The sequence below is a fragment of the Sphingobium fontiphilum genome, assembly GCF_014196635.1.
Classification (GTDB): domain Bacteria; phylum Pseudomonadota; class Alphaproteobacteria; order Sphingomonadales; family Sphingomonadaceae; genus Sphingobium; species Sphingobium fontiphilum.
Genome location: NZ_JACIEB010000001.1, coordinates 418,101 through 433,343 on the forward strand (window position 1 = coordinate 418,101; position 15,243 = coordinate 433,343).

18 protein-coding genes and 1 tRNA gene are annotated in these 15,243 nt (G+C 64.5%); 13 read left to right on the forward strand and 6 right to left on the reverse strand.

Going from position 1 to position 15,243, the window contains the following annotated elements; genetic code table 11:
• Nucleotides 1-37: 37 nt before the first annotated feature.
• The gene (locus GGR44_RS01880; RefSeq protein WP_183953729.1) at nt 38-1,414 is read right to left on the reverse strand and encodes a cryptochrome/photolyase family protein; all 1,377 of its coding nucleotides are present in this window, start codon (nt 1,412-1,414) and stop codon (nt 38-40) included.
• Between the two features lie 171 nt (nt 1,415-1,585).
• Between GGR44_RS01880 and GGR44_RS01885 the strand changes: the two genes are divergently transcribed.
• The 8 genes from GGR44_RS01885 (at nt 1,586) to GGR44_RS01920 (ending at nt 9,041) form a co-directional block, all read left to right on the forward strand.
• Complete coding sequence (locus tag GGR44_RS01885) at nt 1,586-2,062, forward strand: RNA pyrophosphohydrolase (protein WP_183953730.1); 477 nt, start codon at nt 1,586-1,588, stop codon at nt 2,060-2,062.
• A gap of 64 nt (nt 2,063-2,126) precedes the next feature.
• A complete protein-coding gene (locus GGR44_RS01890; protein ID WP_183953731.1) occupies nt 2,127-3,026 on the forward strand; it encodes a DUF481 domain-containing protein in 900 nt (299 codons plus the stop codon).
• Nucleotides 3,027-3,071: 45 nt separating this feature from the next.
• Nucleotides 3,072-4,307: a hydrolase gene (locus GGR44_RS01895; RefSeq protein ID WP_183953732.1), complete on the forward strand. Its 1,236-nt coding sequence runs from the start codon at nt 3,072-3,074 to the stop codon at nt 4,305-4,307.
• Nucleotides 4,304-5,320: an arginine N-succinyltransferase gene (locus GGR44_RS01900; RefSeq protein ID WP_183953733.1), complete on the forward strand. Its 1,017-nt coding sequence runs from the start codon at nt 4,304-4,306 to the stop codon at nt 5,318-5,320. Before GGR44_RS01895 ends, GGR44_RS01900 begins: the two co-directional genes overlap by 4 nt.
• A complete protein-coding gene (locus tag GGR44_RS01905; RefSeq protein ID WP_183953734.1) occupies nt 5,317-6,576 on the forward strand; it encodes an N-succinylarginine dihydrolase in 1,260 nt (419 codons plus the stop codon). The genes GGR44_RS01900 and GGR44_RS01905 overlap by 4 nt, the downstream gene beginning before the upstream one ends.
• A gap of 41 nt (nt 6,577-6,617) precedes the next feature.
• On the forward strand, nt 6,618-6,839 hold the full coding sequence (locus tag GGR44_RS01910; RefSeq protein WP_183953735.1) for a hypothetical protein: 222 nt from the start codon (nt 6,618-6,620) through the stop codon (nt 6,837-6,839).
• A 120-nt stretch (nt 6,840-6,959) separates the two neighbouring features.
• Nucleotides 6,960-7,403 (forward strand): TadE/TadG family type IV pilus assembly protein, encoded by a 444-nt coding sequence (locus tag GGR44_RS01915; protein WP_183953736.1) that lies wholly within the window; start codon nt 6,960-6,962, stop codon nt 7,401-7,403.
• A 27-nt stretch (nt 7,404-7,430) separates the two neighbouring features.
• Nucleotides 7,431-9,041 (forward strand): pilus assembly protein TadG-related protein, encoded by a 1,611-nt coding sequence (locus tag GGR44_RS01920; RefSeq protein WP_246344268.1) that lies wholly within the window; start codon nt 7,431-7,433, stop codon nt 9,039-9,041.
• Here GGR44_RS01920 and GGR44_RS01925 read toward each other — a convergent pair.
• Together GGR44_RS01925 and GGR44_RS01930 are read right to left on the reverse strand one after the other, a co-directional pair.
• Nucleotides 9,024-9,488: a DoxX family protein gene (locus tag GGR44_RS01925; protein WP_183953738.1), complete on the reverse strand. Its 465-nt coding sequence runs from the start codon at nt 9,486-9,488 to the stop codon at nt 9,024-9,026. The genes GGR44_RS01920 and GGR44_RS01925 overlap by 18 nt on opposite strands.
• Before the next feature lie 67 nt (nt 9,489-9,555).
• Nucleotides 9,556-9,822: a BufA1 family periplasmic bufferin-type metallophore gene (locus tag GGR44_RS01930; RefSeq protein ID WP_183953739.1), complete on the reverse strand. Its 267-nt coding sequence runs from the start codon at nt 9,820-9,822 to the stop codon at nt 9,556-9,558.
• Nucleotides 9,823-9,993: 171 nt separating this feature from the next.
• Here GGR44_RS01930 and GGR44_RS01935 point away from each other — a divergent pair, with 171 nt between their 5' ends.
• The 5 genes from GGR44_RS01935 to GGR44_RS01955 all read left to right on the forward strand — a co-directional run bounded on the left by GGR44_RS01935 (nt 9,994) and on the right by GGR44_RS01955 (nt 13,135).
• The gene (locus GGR44_RS01935) at nt 9,994-10,530 is read left to right on the forward strand and encodes a sigma-70 family RNA polymerase sigma factor (RefSeq protein WP_183953740.1); all 537 of its coding nucleotides are present in this window, start codon (nt 9,994-9,996) and stop codon (nt 10,528-10,530) included.
• Nucleotides 10,527-11,168, forward strand: a complete 642-nt coding sequence (locus tag GGR44_RS01940; RefSeq protein WP_183953741.1) for a DUF1109 domain-containing protein — start codon at nt 10,527-10,529, stop codon at nt 11,166-11,168. The genes GGR44_RS01935 and GGR44_RS01940 overlap by 4 nt, the downstream gene beginning before the upstream one ends.
• 76 nt (nt 11,169-11,244) lie before the next feature.
• Entirely contained in the window at nt 11,245-11,514 is a 270-nt protein-coding gene (gene bufA2 / locus GGR44_RS01945; RefSeq protein ID WP_183953742.1) for a BufA2 family periplasmic bufferin-type metallophore, read from the forward strand.
• Between the two features lie 62 nt (nt 11,515-11,576).
• Nucleotides 11,577-12,401 carry an MNIO family bufferin maturase gene (gene bufB / locus GGR44_RS01950; protein ID WP_183953743.1) on the forward strand — a complete coding sequence of 275 codons (825 nt, stop codon included), beginning with the start codon at nt 11,577-11,579 and terminating at the stop codon, nt 12,399-12,401.
• Entirely contained in the window at nt 12,398-13,135 is a 738-nt protein-coding gene (locus tag GGR44_RS01955; RefSeq protein ID WP_183953744.1) for an HvfC/BufC N-terminal domain-containing protein, read from the forward strand. Before bufB ends, GGR44_RS01955 begins: the two co-directional genes overlap by 4 nt.
• A 75-nt stretch (nt 13,136-13,210) precedes the next feature.
• Here GGR44_RS01955 and GGR44_RS01960 read toward each other — a convergent pair.
• The 3 genes from GGR44_RS01960 to moaA all read right to left on the reverse strand — a co-directional run bounded on the left by GGR44_RS01960 (nt 13,211) and on the right by moaA (nt 15,125).
• Nucleotides 13,211-13,285, reverse strand: a tRNA-Asn gene (locus tag GGR44_RS01960).
• 80 nt (nt 13,286-13,365) lie between these two features.
• On the reverse strand, nt 13,366-14,142 hold the full coding sequence (locus tag GGR44_RS01965; protein ID WP_183953745.1) for an NAD kinase: 777 nt from the start codon (nt 14,140-14,142) through the stop codon (nt 13,366-13,368).
• Entirely contained in the window at nt 14,139-15,125 is a 987-nt protein-coding gene (gene moaA / locus GGR44_RS01970; protein ID WP_183953746.1) for a GTP 3',8-cyclase MoaA, read from the reverse strand. The genes GGR44_RS01965 and moaA overlap by 4 nt, the downstream gene beginning before the upstream one ends.
• Between the last annotated feature and the right edge of the window lie 118 nt (nt 15,126-15,243).

Consider the following 15,243-nt stretch of genomic DNA (forward strand, 5'->3'; position numbering starts at 1 on the left):
GCTAATAATATAACCAGCACTGGAAATCCAGTGCCCGTCAGCCCTTCATCGCGGCAAAGGCGGCCAGCGCCCTTTGCCTGCCGGCGCGATGGTCGATGATCTTGGCCGGATAGCCCGCCGGACGCCTGCCGAACGCGTCAGGGTCATGGATCGCATTGTCGCCCAGATGGGCCAGTTCGGGCACCCACTGGCGGATATAGTCGGCGGCGTCGAATTTGGGCGACTGGGTCAGCGGCGCCATGATCCGCGGGAACATGTTGGCATCGACACCGCTGCCGGTCACCCATTGCCAGTTGACGCTGTTGTTGGCGTAACTGGCATCCACCAGCGTATCCCAGAACCAGCGTGCGCCATGGCGCCAATCGATCAGCAGATGCTTGACCAGAAAGCTGGCGGCGATCATCCGCACGCGGTTGTGCATCCATCCGCTGGCCCATAATTGGCGCATGCCAGCGTCGACGATGGGATAACCGGTCTGGCCTTTCGTCCAGGCGGCAAAGTCGTCGGCCGCCTCATCCATGTCGCGCCAAGGCATGGCGTCGAACGGTTCGCGCGCAGGCTCGGAGCCATAAGCGGGGAACTGGACGATCTGGTTATGGGCATAATCGCGCCAGATAAGTTCGCGGCGAAAGGATGCGCTGCCCTGATCCCTGCCCTTTATCGCATACCACAGGGTGGCGATGGAAATTTCCCCGAAATGCAGATGGGGGGATAGCCGGGATGTCCCCTCCTGCGACGGCAGGTTGCGGGTCGAGTCATAATCGCCGACATTGTCCAGGAAATCAGACAGCCGCGCCCGCGCGCCATCCTCGCCGGGCGTCCATTCGGCCCGCATTCCACCGGCCCAGTCCGGGCGCGTCGGCAACAGTTTCCAGTCGTCCAGTTGGTCGCTGTCGGGCCACTGGTCCGGCGCGGACAGCCGATCAGGCGCGGGCGGCGGCGCGGACGGCGGCAGGATCTGTTCCAGCGCGCGGGCGAAGGGCGTGTAGATTTTATAGGGTCCGCCATCGCCCGTCCGCACGGCGCCGGGCGGCGCCAGCAATATGCCCTCGCGCAGGCAAAGATCGAGCGCCGCCCCGACCGACTTCTGCGCGTTGCGCCACCATGGCTCATAATGGCGCAGGGCGTAGACACGCCGCGCGCCCACCTGATGGGCCACGGCGGCAAGCTGTTCGACGCAATCGCCCCGACGAAGGATGAGGCGCGAACCCAGCGCCCGAAGGCTCCGGTCCATGCTGACAAGGCTGTGGTGCAGCCACCACCGACTGGCGCCGCCCATCGCCCATTGCCGTGCGACAGCGTCGTCCAGCACATAAACCGGCACGACCGGACCGTCGGCCGCGGCTGCTGCGATCGCGGCCTGATCGGCAAGGCGCAAGTCCTGACGAAGCCACACGAGAGAAGGAGCAGTCATGGTAGCGCCATGCAACGGCGCCATGGGCTTTCCAACATGGTCGATGGGCCATGCCTCCATCGCGACGATGGACGCGCGGCCCGCTCCGCCCTATGCTTTACCCGAGCCTGGGAGGGACAACGCTCAAGAAGTTCATTTTTTCTTGGAATTTTGGGGACTAACAGTCTGAATATGACTGAACATTCATCGCTGCCCTACCGCCCGTGCGTAGGCATCATGCTGGTCAACATGGACGGAAAGGTCTTCGTCGGCCAGCGAATCGATAACAAGGTCGAAGCCTGGCAAATGCCGCAGGGAGGCATTGACGATGGCGAGGAGCCCCGCGCGGCCGCCATTCGCGAACTGGGCGAGGAAACCGGTATCGTTGCCGCCCATGTCAACATCATCAAGCAGACCCGCGAAGAGCATTTCTACGATCTGCCCGACGATCTGATCGGCAAAATCTGGGGCGGGCGCTTTCGCGGCCAGCGGCAAATCTGGTTTTTGGCCCGATTTACAGGCGCTGACAGCGACATCAACATTCGCACCCGCCATGCGGAATTTCGCGAATGGAAATGGACGCCGCCCGAAACGCTGCCTGACCTGATCGTGCCGTTCAAGCGCAAGCTTTATCGCGACATCTTGCAGGAATTCCGTGATCTGATCTGATCGGGCTGGCGGTTGGTCGCGCCGGGGGTTATCAAATTGCGTTCAGGCGCATAGGGCGATGGTCATGCGCTTTCCCCTGACCGCCGCCGCTGCGCTCTTCCCTGTTCCAGCTCTCGCCGAGGCTCCGGCGCTGATGCCGCCGCCTGTGCGCGAAATGCTGGAGGCCGCGATCGCCAACGGCAATGAGGCGGAAATTGCCACGGTCGCAAAAATCGCCAAACAGACCAATCCCGACAGCGCCGACGACATCGCCCGAATGGTCGATTCGTGGAAGGACCGGACCCGCCAGACGAGGGAAACAGCGATCCGCGAGGCCGCCATTACCGACCTGTGGACCGGAAAGCTGGAGGCCGGCGGATTCCGTTCCACCGGATCGACCAGCGAACTGGGCATCAGCGTCGTCGCCAACGCCAAACGCACCGGCATCCAGTGGACCCACGAGCTTTCCGCCGCCCTCGATTATCGCCGCGCTAACGGAGTCGTCTCGCGTGAACGCTATGTGCTGGGCTATCAGCCGCGCTACGCCTTTGACCCGCGCGGTTTCGCCTATGGCCTCGTGCAGTTCGAGCGCGATCCTTCCATCGGCTATGAGCAGCGATATACCGCCTCGGCGGGCATCGGTTACAAGCTGGTGGTCAGCAAGCCGCTGGACCTGTCGGTCGACATCGGACCTTCGCTGCGCCACGCCGCCTATACGCAGGGCCTGAGCGAAACAAAGCTGGGCGCGCGCGGTTCGATGGACCTCGCGCTGCGCCTGTCCCCCACGCTGACCTTCCGTCAGACCGCATCGGGTTATGCCGAGCAGGATGTGTTCAGCCTGAACAGCCTTTCGTCCATCGAAACCAAAGTTTCGACCCGCTGGGCGGCCAGGCTGTCCTACAATGTCCAGTATGAATCGGAAACGCCGCTGTCGGCCCGCGATCTCGACACGCTCAGCCGGGTGACGCTGACCTACGCTTTCTGAAGAGCGGGGGTGGAGCGCGCCGCCGGGCTTTGATAGACCCTCTGCATGACAATGTTATCGCCTGCCGAAATGGCGGTGTTGGACCATGCGGCGCAAGCGCCGATCCTGTCCCGGGTGCTGGCCTGGGCATCGGTGAACAGCGGGTCGCGCAATCTGGACGGGCTTTCGGCGATGGCGGGAATGCTGGCCGACGCCTTTGCCTGCCTGCCCGGCGGGATCAGCCTGATCGACCCGGCGCCAGTTGAACAGGTCGGCGCGGACGGCCGGGTCGCCGCCGCCGCCCATGGCCGCCATCTGTTGGTCAGCGTTCGCCCCGACGCCCCCCGGCGCATCCTGCTGACCGGCCATATGGATACGGTTTTCGGGGTCGACCACGGCTTTCAGTCCTGCCGGTGGATTGACGACGCCACTCTGAACGGTCCGGGGGTCGCCGACATGAAAGGCGGCATCGCGCTGATGCTCGCGGCCCTTGCCGCGTTCGAGCGCTGGGATGGCGCGCCCGCGCTGGGCTATGACGTCATCATCAACAGCGACGAGGAAGTGGGCAGCCCCTCCTCGGCGGCGTTGATGCGCGATCGGGCGGCCGGCAAGATCGCGGCGCTGACCTATGAACCCGCCCTGCCCGATGGCACTTTGGCGGGCGCGCGTTCGGGCAGCGGCAATTTTTCGATCATCGTCAGCGGGCGGAGCACCCATGCCGGGCGCAACCCGCACGACGGTCGCAACGCCGTGCTGGCGGCGGCCGACCTTGCCCTGCGCCTGAAGGCTGGGGAACGGGATGGCCTCAGTTGCAATCCCGCGCGGATCGATGGCGGCGGCCCCAATAATGTCGTGCCCGATCACGCCATATTGCGCGTCAATTTCCGGCCCCGCACGCCTGCCGACGAACAATATGCGCAGATGCTGATAGACGCCAGCATCGCCGCCGTAGCGCGCGACCATGAGGTGGCCGTCCATATCCATGGAGGTTTCGGTCGTCCGCCAAAGCCGATGGACCCGGCCTCGCAGCGCCTGTTCCACCTGGTGCGCGAATGCGGGGAGGCGCTCGGCCTGCCCATTGGCTGGCGCGATACCGGGGGCGTTTGCGACGGCAATAATATCGCGGCCTGCGGCGTGCCCGTCGTCGACACCATGGGCGCGCGCGGCGGCAATATCCACAGCGCCGACGAATATCTCATCGTTGAAAGCCTGGCCGAAAGGGCGCGGCTTTCCGCGCTCATCTTGATGCGGATCGCGCAGGGCCGGTTCGACCCCGCGCACAACGACAGGAGCGTTATTTGACCTTCCTCATGCGAACCGCCCGGCCGGACGATCTTCAGACGCTGTATGAAATGGCGAAGCTGACCGGCGGCGGTTTCACCAACCTGCCGCCCGACCGCACATCGCTGGCGGCCAAGCTGGAGCGCACCGCACAGGCGCTGTCGCGGGATGGGGATGGGATAGAGGACGAACTGATCGTCATGGTGCTCGAAAACAGCCAGACGGGTCAGGTTCGCGGCACATGCCAGATTTTCAGCACGGTGGGCCTGCGCTGGCCCTTTTATTCCTATCGCCTTGGCGTGCTGACCCAGCATAGCCGTGAACTGGGCCGCACATTCCGCGCCCAGATGCTGTCTCTCACCACCGATCTGGAAGGATCGGTCGAGGTCGGCGGCCTGTTCCTCCACCCGCGCGAGCGCGCCGAAGGGCTGGGCCTGCTGCTGGCGCGCAGCCGCTATCTCTATATCCGCAATCATCGCGCGAAGTTTGGCGACCGGATAATCGCCGAATTGCGCGGAGTGATCGACGAGGCGGGCGGATCGCCCTTCTGGGACGGGCTGGCCGGACGCTTCTTTGGCATGAGCTTTCAGGAGGCGGACGAGTTCAACGCTGTCAACGGCAACCAGTTCATCGCCGACCTGATGCCCAAGACCCCGATCTATACGGCGATGCTGACCGACAGCGCCCGCGCCGTCATTGGCCTGCCCCATCCCAATGGCCGCGCCGCGATGCGGATGCTGGAAACGGAGGGTTTTGTGAATGCGGGCTATGTCGATATTTTTGACGGCGGTCCGACCATGGTGGGCGAAATCGACCGGCTGCGCACAATCGCCGACGCCCGCGACGTCACCCTCGCCGCCACGCATGACGGTGGCGGCCAGAAAGTGCTGGTGGCGGCCGGGCGCCTCGCCGATTACCGTTGCACCTATGGCTTCGTGCGCGAAGACGCCGATGGCGTGACCATCGACGCCGCCAGCGCGGCGCTGCTGCACATCAAAGCGGGGGACGTCTTCACCATGGTCAGTCGGGCATGAGCGTTTGCGAGATCAATTTCGACGGCATCGTCGGGCCCAGCCATAATTATGCGGGGCTGAGCCTTGGCAATCTGGCTTCCGCCAGCAATGCCGGGGCGCCGTCCCATCCGCGCGCGGCCGCGCTCCAGGGCATCGACAAGATGCGCGCCAATATCCGGCTGGGTCTGCATCAGGGCATATTCATCCCCCATTGGCGGCCCGATGCGGCCTGGCTGGCCGCATTGGGCACAAGCGTTTCCGAGGCCGAACCGCATATCCGCGCGGCCGCGATGTCCGCTTCGCCGATGTGGGCGGCCAATGCGGCGACCGTATCGCCGGCGGCGGACACCGCCGACGGGCGATGCCATCTGACGGTCGCCAACCTCGTCACCATGCCCCATCGCAGCCATGAATGGCCGCAGACGCTGGCGCAACTGCGCCTCGCCTTTTCAGACGCCGACCATTTCGCCGTCCATCGCCCGGTGCCGCCGCCCTTTGGCGACGAAGGCGCGGCCAACCATATGCGGTTGACGCAGCGGCACGATCTGCCGGGGATCGAAATATTCGTCTATGGCGTCACTGCTGGCCCCTTCCCCGCCCGCCAGCATGTGGAGGCCAGCAAGGCGGTGGCCCGCATCCACCGCCTGTCGCCCGACCGCACCCTGTTCGTGCGGCAAAGCGACGCGGCGATCGCGGCGGGCGCTTTCCACAATGATGTGGTCGCCGTCGCCAATGAGCATGTCCTCTTCACCCATGAACAGGCCTTTGCCGACCGCGACCAGTTTTACGCGCAGTTGCGCACGCTGCTCCCCTCGGTCGAGATTATCGAAGTGCCCGCCGCAGCCGTTTCGCTCGCCGACGCGATCCGCAGCTATTTGTTCAACGCCCAGTTGGTGACCCTGCCCGAAGGCGGCATGGCGCTGGTCCTTCCCGCCGAAGCGCAAGGCGTCGGGCGCGTCTGGCAATGGCTGGAGGATATGGTGGCGGGCAACGGGCCGATCCGGCGACTGGCGCCCGTCGACGTTCGCCAGTCGATGGCCAATGGCGGCGGCCCTGCCTGCCTGCGCCTGCGAGTCGTGGCCGATCCGGCCGATGTGGATCCCCGCTTTCTGGTCGATGAAGCGCGACTGGACGGCATCACCGCGATTGTCGCCGACCTTTGGCCAGAGACCATCGCGCCGCAAGACCTGCACGACAGCCGTTTGATCGCCCGAATCGAACAATCATGGTTAACGCTTGTTGACCATCTGGGCCTTTCGCGCGACTTAGGTCCCTAGACGCTGCGTGGCGGCCTGGGGGCTGCGGACTTTGGAAAGCGATGGACCGGATCAAACGCCTTTTCACGATCAAGACGAAGTTCGAGGCGTTTCTGATCATCTATGCCCTGGCGCTCGGGGCCACAGAACGCGGAATCGTTTACATGCACCAATATCCCGGTTTCGGCGGTCAGTTGCTCGCGCTGTGCTGCACCGGGGCGGTGTTCATGGCGGGCGGCAAGATCATCGATGCGCTGGAAATGCAGCGCGCGCTGAAAAACTGAGTCCAGATCGGACCGGCGGAAACGCGATTGCCCGGCCTCATTCATGCTGCGCCCGCTAAAAACCGCCATTTTGGATTGATCGGATAGAATTCGACAACAGTCCACCCGCATGATGCCCTCATGCGGAAACCCCTTTCTTTCCCGGCCCACAGGCCCGCACGGCTCGCCCTGATCGGCGACCGACGCGGGTCTGTGCTTGTGGAGGCGGCCTTTGTCATGCCGCTGCTGATCGCGCTGCTGCTCGGCATCATGATCTATGGCAACTGGTTCTTCACCGCCCACAATATCCAGCAGGCGGCGAACGACGCCGCCCGCGCGGCCCTGGCCGGCCTCGATGCGACCGAAAGGCGGGCGCTGGTCGACCAGAGCGTGGCCGCCAGTCTTTCCTCTTCCAACATCATCGCGCCCGGGTCCGTCCAGATTTCAACCAGTCAGGCGAACGGCTATTATACTGTGTCCCTGTCGGTCGACGGCAGCGGATCGCCCCTGTTCCAGTCCTCGCTCTTCCCCATCCCGGACACGCACATCCGCCGCGATGCGGTGGTCCAGTTGCCAGGCGTCTGAACGATGCCCCGCCGCACAGTGCGAAAGATGGTACGGGATGTGCGGGGCAGTGCGGCCTTGATGGCGGCGGGGTCATTGTTCATGCTGGCGGGAGCGGCCACGGTGAGCGTCGACCTGGGCTCGATCTATCTGGCGCGCAGGGAATTGCAGGGCATTGCCGATGCGGCCGCCATCGCCGCGCAGGCCGGTGGCGGCCGCACGGCCGCACAGGCGTTGATCGACACAAGCGGCGTAACGGGCATCGGCATCAACGACATCGCGGTGGGAGAATATCGGCGTGACCGGACGCTGGCCGTTGCCGATCGTTTCGTTGTCGATCCCATGGCTGCGGGCGCCACCCGCATTGTTCTGGAACGCCCGGTCCCACTGTTTTTCGGTCGCCTGCTGGTCGGGCGATCAAGCGTCACGGTGCAGGCGACGGCGACCGCCGCGCGGCAGGATGTGGCCGCATTCTCGATCGGAACCGGACTGGCCGAGATGAGCGGCGGGATTCCCAATGCGCTGCTGTCGGCGCTGGCGGGCACGGAAGTCAATCTGTCGGTGATGGATTATGAAGGTCTGGCAAGCGCGCAGGTCGACCTTCTGGGCTTTGCCGACGCGCTGGCGGTGCGGCTCGGCCATGAGGGCGAAAGCCATGCGGCGCTGTTCGGACGCGATATTCCCCTGGCTGATCTGATCGCGGTTCTGGCGGACCGCGTCAGCGATGGCGCGACAGCGGCGCGGCTGCGCGAACTGGCCAACCGGGTTGCCGGGCGCAGCCTTGCGCTGGAGGATTTGATCGACCTTGGCCCGTTCGGCGCCAGCGATCTCGGCAGGGACGGCGACGGCCCTGTGGTCGATGCCCTCACCCTTCTCAGGATGCTCCTGACGCCGCAGGACGGACAGCCCACCCGCATCGACATGACATTGGCCGTTCCGGGCCTGCTTGGCGCGCGGCTTGTGCTGGCGACGGGCGGTGGCGAAGCGCACTCGCCACAGGTGGCCGTGACCGACGACCATGATGTCGTGGTGCGGACGGCCCAGACAAGGCTCTATCTGGAGAGCGACATCGCCTCGTCGCTTTCAGGCATTGTCAGCGTGCGCGTCCCGCTCTTCGTCGAACTGGCCGCAGCGGAGGCCCGGCTTTCCTCCATCGAATGTCGGGCGGGCGACCCCCATGAAGGCGTGACCCTGAATGTCACGCCCTCCGTCGGGTCCGCGGCGCTGGGCGACATCGACGTCAATCAACTCACCAGTTTCGGCACGCCAATCGTGCCGCGCCGCGCGACGCTGGCCGCGATTCCAACGACCAGGATCACCGCCTACAGCCAATTGGCGCTGGGCGGCGCCTCCCCGCAACCCGTCCATTTCTCCCGCGCCGACATTTCTTCGGCCCGGACCCGGACGGTCGCGACCGACGACCTGACACAGGGCTTGGCGACATCCCTGATGACCAACGCCAATGTTCAAGCCACGATATTGGGGATAAACCTGAACACCGGTCCGGTGGTGTCGTTGACCGGCGCCCTTCTCGCGACAGCCGCTCCGACGATCGACGGGCTGCTGGCCACGGTCGGTTCGGTGATGGGTCTGAAGCTGGGCAAGGCCGATGTGCGCGTGCATCAGATGCGCTGTGGCCAATCAGCGCTGGTGGCCTGACCGCCGGGGCGTGGGGAACAAAATCCGGTCCAGCGACCAATCGCCCCCGCCTCGTCCGATCAGCGGCAGAAGCAGCCCGACCCAGACAAGATGGGTCGGCCATGCGTCGGGGTAAACGAATATCTGGATGACCATCGTCATACCGAGCAGCGCGGCCGCCGACAATCGTGTGGCGAGACCCAACGCCAGCAGCGCGGGGAAAAGATGCTCGGCCCCCGCCGCCATATAGGCCGCCAGTGCCGGAGGCAGCAACGGCAACGCATATTCGGTTCGAAACAGTTCGAACGTGCCTTCGGTCAGGGTGAACCAGCCGTCGACCTTGCTTCGACCCGACAGGAAGAAGGTGGCGGCGATCCCCAGCCGCGCGATCAGCAGCAACAAGGCATCGGGAAGCAGGCGGGCGGCGAGCGCACCGATGCGCTCGCGACCCAGGGACAAGGCTGGCATGGTCGATCCTTTCCTTCAACGGGGGCGCCGGGAAGGCAGGTGGGGCCTGGCCTCCCCGGCACGGGCGTCAGCTCCTGGGGGTCAGGGAACCAAAGCCCTTGGGGGTCTTGATCTTCGTGCAGGCGCCAGCCTTGACCAGCTTCCAGGCGTCGCCCTGATAATCGACGCGCGATGTGCCCGCGCAACTGGTGCCGGCGCCCGCCTTGCAATCATTCTTGCCGGCGAGCGAGACGCCATAGCATTTTTCCATCTTCGGGGCGTCAGCGGCGTGAGCGCCGCCAGCGGCAAGGTTGAGGGCGATGGCGGCGGCAAGCGCGGCGGCGGTGCTGTTCATAGGTCTGGCTCCAAAAATTAATGGCTATGCCCTGCCGGCCAGTCCGACCGGCGGGTCATCGGTCAATTCGGGGACGCAAGCCCGCCGGTTACAGGAAATATTTTTCGCGCGCCCGGCAAACGGGTGTAACCAAGGCGTCGCCTTGCCCGAAATGCTGGCGCAGGAGTGCCGATGCGGGTGAGCGAACAACAATTGCGAAACTGGATGGCGGGCGGCCTTGCGGGCGACGCATCGGCGCACGCCCGGCTGCTTCACGCGCTCGTGCCGCTGCTGCGCGCCTTTTACCGCCGCCGCGTGCAGGATGGCGACGGGATAGAGGATCTGGTTCAGGAAGTGCTGATCGCGGTGCATGTCCGTCGCGCCACTTATGACAGCGACCGTCCCTTCACCGCATGGCTGTTCGCCATCGCGCGATACAAGATGATCGACCATTTCCGCCGCGTGGGCCGGCACGATCCGGTCGAAGATCTGTCGGATATTCTGGTGACGGAAGGTTTTGAGGACGCGTCGGGCGCACGGCTGGACGTGTCGCGGCTGCTCGACACGCTGCCGCCCAAACAGGCCGCCGCCATCCGCGCCACCCGCCTGGACGGGCTGTCGGTGGCGGAAGCGGCCGACCGCGAAAATATCGGGGAATCAGACATCAAGATATCGGTGCACAGGGGGCTGAAGGCGCTGGCGAAGAGAATCAAGGGCGACGTGAAATGACTACCGAAGAACTGATCGCCGACATGAGCCGGACCGTGCGGCCCGTGCGTCGCCATGCCGTCGCCATCCGCATCGCCGCCGGCATGGCCTTGGGCGGGGTGGGCACGGTCCTGCTGATCCTGGCCTGGCTCGGGATCAATCCCGATCTTGGCCTCGCCATGCGCGGCTATGCCTTCTGGATGAAGTGGATCTATACCATTTCCCTGGCCCTGTGCGCGGTTGCCGCCACCATCCATCTGGCCCGACCCGACAGCCGCCGCGTAGGGTGGCTGTGGATCATGGCTGTTCCCGCCCTTTTGCTCGCCGTCATCGGCCTGATTGAAATGGCGCAGGCGCCATCGACGCAATGGCTGCCAATGTGGCTGGGCGTGAGCTGGAAATCCTGTTCCGCCAACGTGTTTCTGCTGTCCATCCCGATCTTTGCAGGCTTGCTCTGGTCATTTCGGGAACTGGCGCCCACACGGTTGCGTCTGGCCGGAGCGACGGCCGGATTGGCCGCAGGGGCATGGGCGGCGACGCTCTATTGCCTCCATTGCCCGGAAGTGTCGGCGATCTTCGTGCTGACATGGTATTCGCTGGGCATTGGCCTGACGGCTTTGCTCGGTTCCGTCATTGGCCCGCGCCTGCTTCGCTGGTAATTTGCGGCCTGTGTAACCGGACGGCCGGGGCGGGCGAAATACCCATGCCAATCCGGCCATAGTTTCAGGAGAATTTATGAACACGCTCGCTTCCGGCATCAGCCTCGCCACCACCGCCGCCATTGTTGCCGTCGCCGCGGCCCAGACGGCCCCGGTCTTCGCCAAGAGCCAGGAAGATGGCAAGCAGATCCATTGTTACGGCATCAACAGCTGCAAGGGCACATCCGACTGCAAGACGGCGAAGAATGAGTGCAAGGGCCTCAATGACTGCAAGGGCCAGGGCTTCAAGACCCTGACGTCGAAAGCCTGCGCGGCCGCCGGCGGTTCGACCAGCGAACCGCAATAATCGGTTATTTGCCGCCGCCCCGCCATGGGGCGGCGGCCTCCTTTCATCATGGACCCGGCGGCATGACGGCATCATCATCCCTTTTTGGCCTCGGCATGCGGACACCGCATTACGCCCATTTCCTGGATGAAGATGTGCCGGTCGATTTCGTCGAGGTGATCTCCGAAAATTTCATGGTTGCCGGAGGGAAGCTCCGCGACATCCTGCGCCGGGTGCGCGAGCGCCTCCCCGTCGCCCTCCATGGCGTGTCGATGTCGGTCGGATCGGCCACGGGGCTTGACCCCAGCTACCTTGATCGATTGCGCGCTCTGGTTGACGAGGTCGATCCGCTGTTCGTGTCGGACCATCTGTGCTGGACCCGCGTTGCCGGCTTCAGTTCGCATGACCTGCTGCCCATACCCTACACGGCCGAGGCCCTCGATATCGTGAGCGCCCATGTCCGCCAGGCGCAGGACGCGCTGGGCCGCGCCATGCTGATCGAAAATCCGTCCAGCTATGTCGGCTTTGCCCAGTCCGAAATGAGCGAATGGGAATTTCTGGCGGCGCTGGTGGAACGAACCGGCTGCGGTTTGCTGCTCGACGTCAACAATATTTATGTCAGCGCCCATAATCATGGCTTCGACCCGCTCGCCTATGTCGCTGGCCTGCCGATCGAGCATGTCCGCCAGATCCACCTTGCCGGGCATAGCCAGGGCGAACATCTGTTGATCGACACCCATGACCAGCCCGTGCCCGATCCCGTCTGGGCGCTCTATCGCCATGTCATGCGGCGCGTTGGTCGGGTGGCGGTGATGATCGAGCGGGACGACAATATTCCGCCATTGCCGGATCTGCTCGCTGAACTCGATGTCGCGCGCGCACTGGCCGGGGAAAGGCTGGCGGCATGACGCTGGCCGCGATCCAGAACGATTTCCGACTGTGGCTGAGCAAGGCCGACGATGCGGCGGCCGCGCGGATCGGCGATGGCCCCGGCCTTGCCGTCTATCAGAACAATTATCGCGTCCAGTTGATGGACTGCCTCGAAAGCGCCTATCCTCAAAGCCTCGCCTGGCTGGGCGATGCCGCCTTCCGGGCGGTGGCGGCGCATCATGTCGACCGCTTCGCGCCCGACAGTTGGACGATTGACGATTATCCAGCGGATTTCGCCACGACATTGGCGACATTTTACCCGGACGACCCGGAAGTGGGTGAACTGGCCATATTGGAGCTGGCTTTGGCCAATGCCTTTGTCGCCCTTGACTCGCCTGTGTTGACCACCAGCGATTTGCCCGCGACCGATTGGGACAGGGCGTCGCTGCGCCTTGCGCCCTCGGCAAAATTGTTGACCATGACGACGAACGCGGCGGCGATCTGGTCTGCGCTTGCCCAGGATGAAGAACCGCCTGCCGCGGCGCTGCTCCATGCCCCGGTCACGCTGATGACCTGGCGGCATGACCATATCTCCTGCTACAGAACGCTGGACGGGGATGAGGCAGCGATATTTCGCTCGCTGGGCGACGGGCTCGGGTTTGCGGATATTTGTGCGGCCCTTGCGGATCGGGCGGGCGATGATGCGCCGGGCGGCCGCGCGGGCCTGCTGCTGGCGCGATGGGCCACCGAACAATGTCTGGCCTTCGCCTGACAGGCATAGGGCCTCTATTACCGGCAAAATTTTAGGAAGATGTTCACCCGCTCCTTGGCGGCAGCGGTGAAAATCTGGCTCCCCGAGTAGGATTCGAACCTACGGCCATTCGATTAACAGTCGAATGCTCTACCGCTGAGCTATCGGGGAGCAGCCCCGCTTCCGCCGGGCAGGCCGCGCCTATAGCAGCGGGATTCGCGAAATGGCAAGCGGTAAAAGGGAAAGAATTTTCACGCGATGAACTGTTCCGCCGCGATGCGATCGTCCAGCGTATGTTCGGGGTCGAACAACAGGGTCAGCGGGGTTGCGCGGTCGATACGCACGTCCACCACCGCCACATCGCGCACTTCGCGCTGATCGGCCACCGCGCTGACCGGCCGTTTGACCGCGTTGAGCACGGTGAAGCGGATATGGGTGCTTTGCGGCAAAATCGCGCCGCGCCAGCGCCGGGGGCGAAAGGGACTGATCGGCGTCAACGCCACAAGGCCGCTGCCCAGCGGCAGGATGGGGCCATGGGCGGACAGATTATAGGCGGTCGATCCCGCCGGCGTCGCCACCAGCACGCCGTCGCACACCAGTTCGGGCAGGACGACGCGATCATTGACCTGCACCTCCAGCTTCGCGGTCTGGCGCGTCTCGCGCAGCAGCGACACTTCGTTGATCGCGGGGATGGAAAACCGCTCGCCATCGACGGTATCGACGGTCATGCGCAGCGGATTGACCTTGAAACTCTTGGCTTCGTGCATGCGCTGCTCCAGCCGGTCCAGCCGCCATTCGTTCATCAGAAAGCCGACCGTGCCCAGGTTGATGCCGAACACCGGCAATATGCGCCGCGTTTCCAGCATCGCGTGCAACGTCTGCAACATGAAGCCATCGCCACCCAGCGCCACCACCATTTCGGCCTGCCCCAGCGGCACGAAATCATAAGCCGCGCGCAGCCTCTCCTCGGCCGCCTTCGCCGCCGACGTCGGCGAAGCCACCAGCGCGCATCTCACTTCGCTGTTCATCCGCCGGTGACGCTCATATGGCGCACGGTCGCGCCCTGTGTGCCGTCGCCATGGATCTCAAAATGATGCCGTGGCGCCTTGGCGCGCAGGGCCCGGTCAATTTCCCGGTCGAGCGCCGCCATCCCGCCAGTGCGGAATGCGCCCTTGAGGTCGACATGGTCCTCATGGCCCAGGCACATGTAGATGCGCCCCTCGCAGGTCAGCCGCATACGGTTGCAATCGTCGCAAAAATTGGCGGTGAGCGGCGTGATGAGGCCCAGACGCGCCTTCATCCCCTCAACCGAAAAATAGCGCGCCGGTCCGCCCGTCCGCGATGGCAGGGGGGTGATCGCATGGGCCGAACGCAGCGGCGCAATGGCTTCGTGCATGGGCAGGTAATGGTCGCTGCGGTCCTCGCCCGTATCACCCAGCGGCATGGTTTCGATCAGGGTCAGATCATGCCCCTGCGCATCGCACCAGCGCAGCATGGGCAGGATCATGTCCTCATTGATGCCGCGCAGCGCCACCATGTTGATCTTGATTCGAATATCCGCAGCCCGCGCGGCAGCGATCCCGCGCATCACCGAGGCGATATCCCCGCCGCGCGTCAGATGGGCGAATGCGGCCGGGTCCAGCGTATCCAGGCTCACATTGATCCGCCGCACGCCGGCATCCGCCAGCGCGTCGGCATGATCGGCCAGGCGGGTGCCGTTGGTGGTCAACGTCACCTCGTCCAGCCCGCCGTCCGCCAGATGTCGGCCGATACGACGGACCAGATCCGGCAGATCCCGCCGCATCAGCGGCTCGCCCCCCGTCAAGCGGATGCGCCGCACGCCCCTTTCGATGAAGCGGTCGGCGATCAGCGCGATTTCTTCCAGCGACAAAAGTTGGTTACGAGGCAGAAAGCGCATCTTTTCCGCCATGCAATAGCGGCAGCGCAAATCGCAGCGGTCCGTCACCGAAATCCGCAAATAGCTGATATGGCGGCCATGACTATCGGTCATATCGGCGGAAGAGGATTGGGACCGGATCACAGGCCAATAGTTAGGCGAAGCGGTTGGCCTGCGCAAGAAGGCCGCCAGCATCGGTTGCGAGCCGGTGAAGAGGACGGTAACCCGGCCA

Bases quoted from the DNA above. Each gene is read 5' to 3' on its own strand.
- GGR44_RS01880 (WP_183953729.1), bottom strand. From the start codon at position 1,414: ATGACTGCTCCTTCTCTCGTGTGGCTTCGTCAGGACTTGCGCCTTGCC.
- GGR44_RS01885 (WP_183953730.1), top strand. From the start codon at position 1,586: ATGACTGAACATTCATCGCTGCCCTACCGCCCGTGCGTAGGCATCATG.
- GGR44_RS01890 (WP_183953731.1), top strand. From the start codon at position 2,127: ATGCGCTTTCCCCTGACCGCCGCCGCTGCGCTCTTCCCTGTTCCAGCT.
- GGR44_RS01895 (WP_183953732.1), top strand. From the start codon at position 3,072: ATGACAATGTTATCGCCTGCCGAAATGGCGGTGTTGGACCATGCGGCG.
- GGR44_RS01905 (WP_183953734.1), top strand. From the start codon at position 5,317: ATGAGCGTTTGCGAGATCAATTTCGACGGCATCGTCGGGCCCAGCCAT.
- GGR44_RS01910 (WP_183953735.1), top strand. From the start codon at position 6,618: ATGGACCGGATCAAACGCCTTTTCACGATCAAGACGAAGTTCGAGGCG.
- GGR44_RS01915 (WP_183953736.1), top strand. From the start codon at position 6,960: ATGCGGAAACCCCTTTCTTTCCCGGCCCACAGGCCCGCACGGCTCGCC.
- GGR44_RS01920 (WP_246344268.1), top strand. From the start codon at position 7,431: ATGGTACGGGATGTGCGGGGCAGTGCGGCCTTGATGGCGGCGGGGTCA.
- GGR44_RS01925 (WP_183953738.1), bottom strand. From the start codon at position 9,488: ATGCCAGCCTTGTCCCTGGGTCGCGAGCGCATCGGTGCGCTCGCCGCC.
- GGR44_RS01930 (WP_183953739.1), bottom strand. From the start codon at position 9,822: ATGAACAGCACCGCCGCCGCGCTTGCCGCCGCCATCGCCCTCAACCTT.
- GGR44_RS01935 (WP_183953740.1), top strand. From the start codon at position 9,994: ATGCGGGTGAGCGAACAACAATTGCGAAACTGGATGGCGGGCGGCCTT.
- GGR44_RS01940 (WP_183953741.1), top strand. From the start codon at position 10,527: ATGACTACCGAAGAACTGATCGCCGACATGAGCCGGACCGTGCGGCCC.
- bufA2 (WP_183953742.1), top strand. From the start codon at position 11,245: ATGAACACGCTCGCTTCCGGCATCAGCCTCGCCACCACCGCCGCCATT.
- bufB (WP_183953743.1), top strand. From the start codon at position 11,577: ATGACGGCATCATCATCCCTTTTTGGCCTCGGCATGCGGACACCGCAT.
- GGR44_RS01955 (WP_183953744.1), top strand. From the start codon at position 12,398: ATGACGCTGGCCGCGATCCAGAACGATTTCCGACTGTGGCTGAGCAAG.
- GGR44_RS01965 (WP_183953745.1), bottom strand. From the start codon at position 14,142: ATGAACAGCGAAGTGAGATGCGCGCTGGTGGCTTCGCCGACGTCGGCG.
- moaA (WP_183953746.1), bottom strand. From the start codon at position 15,125: ATGACCGATAGTCATGGCCGCCATATCAGCTATTTGCGGATTTCGGTG.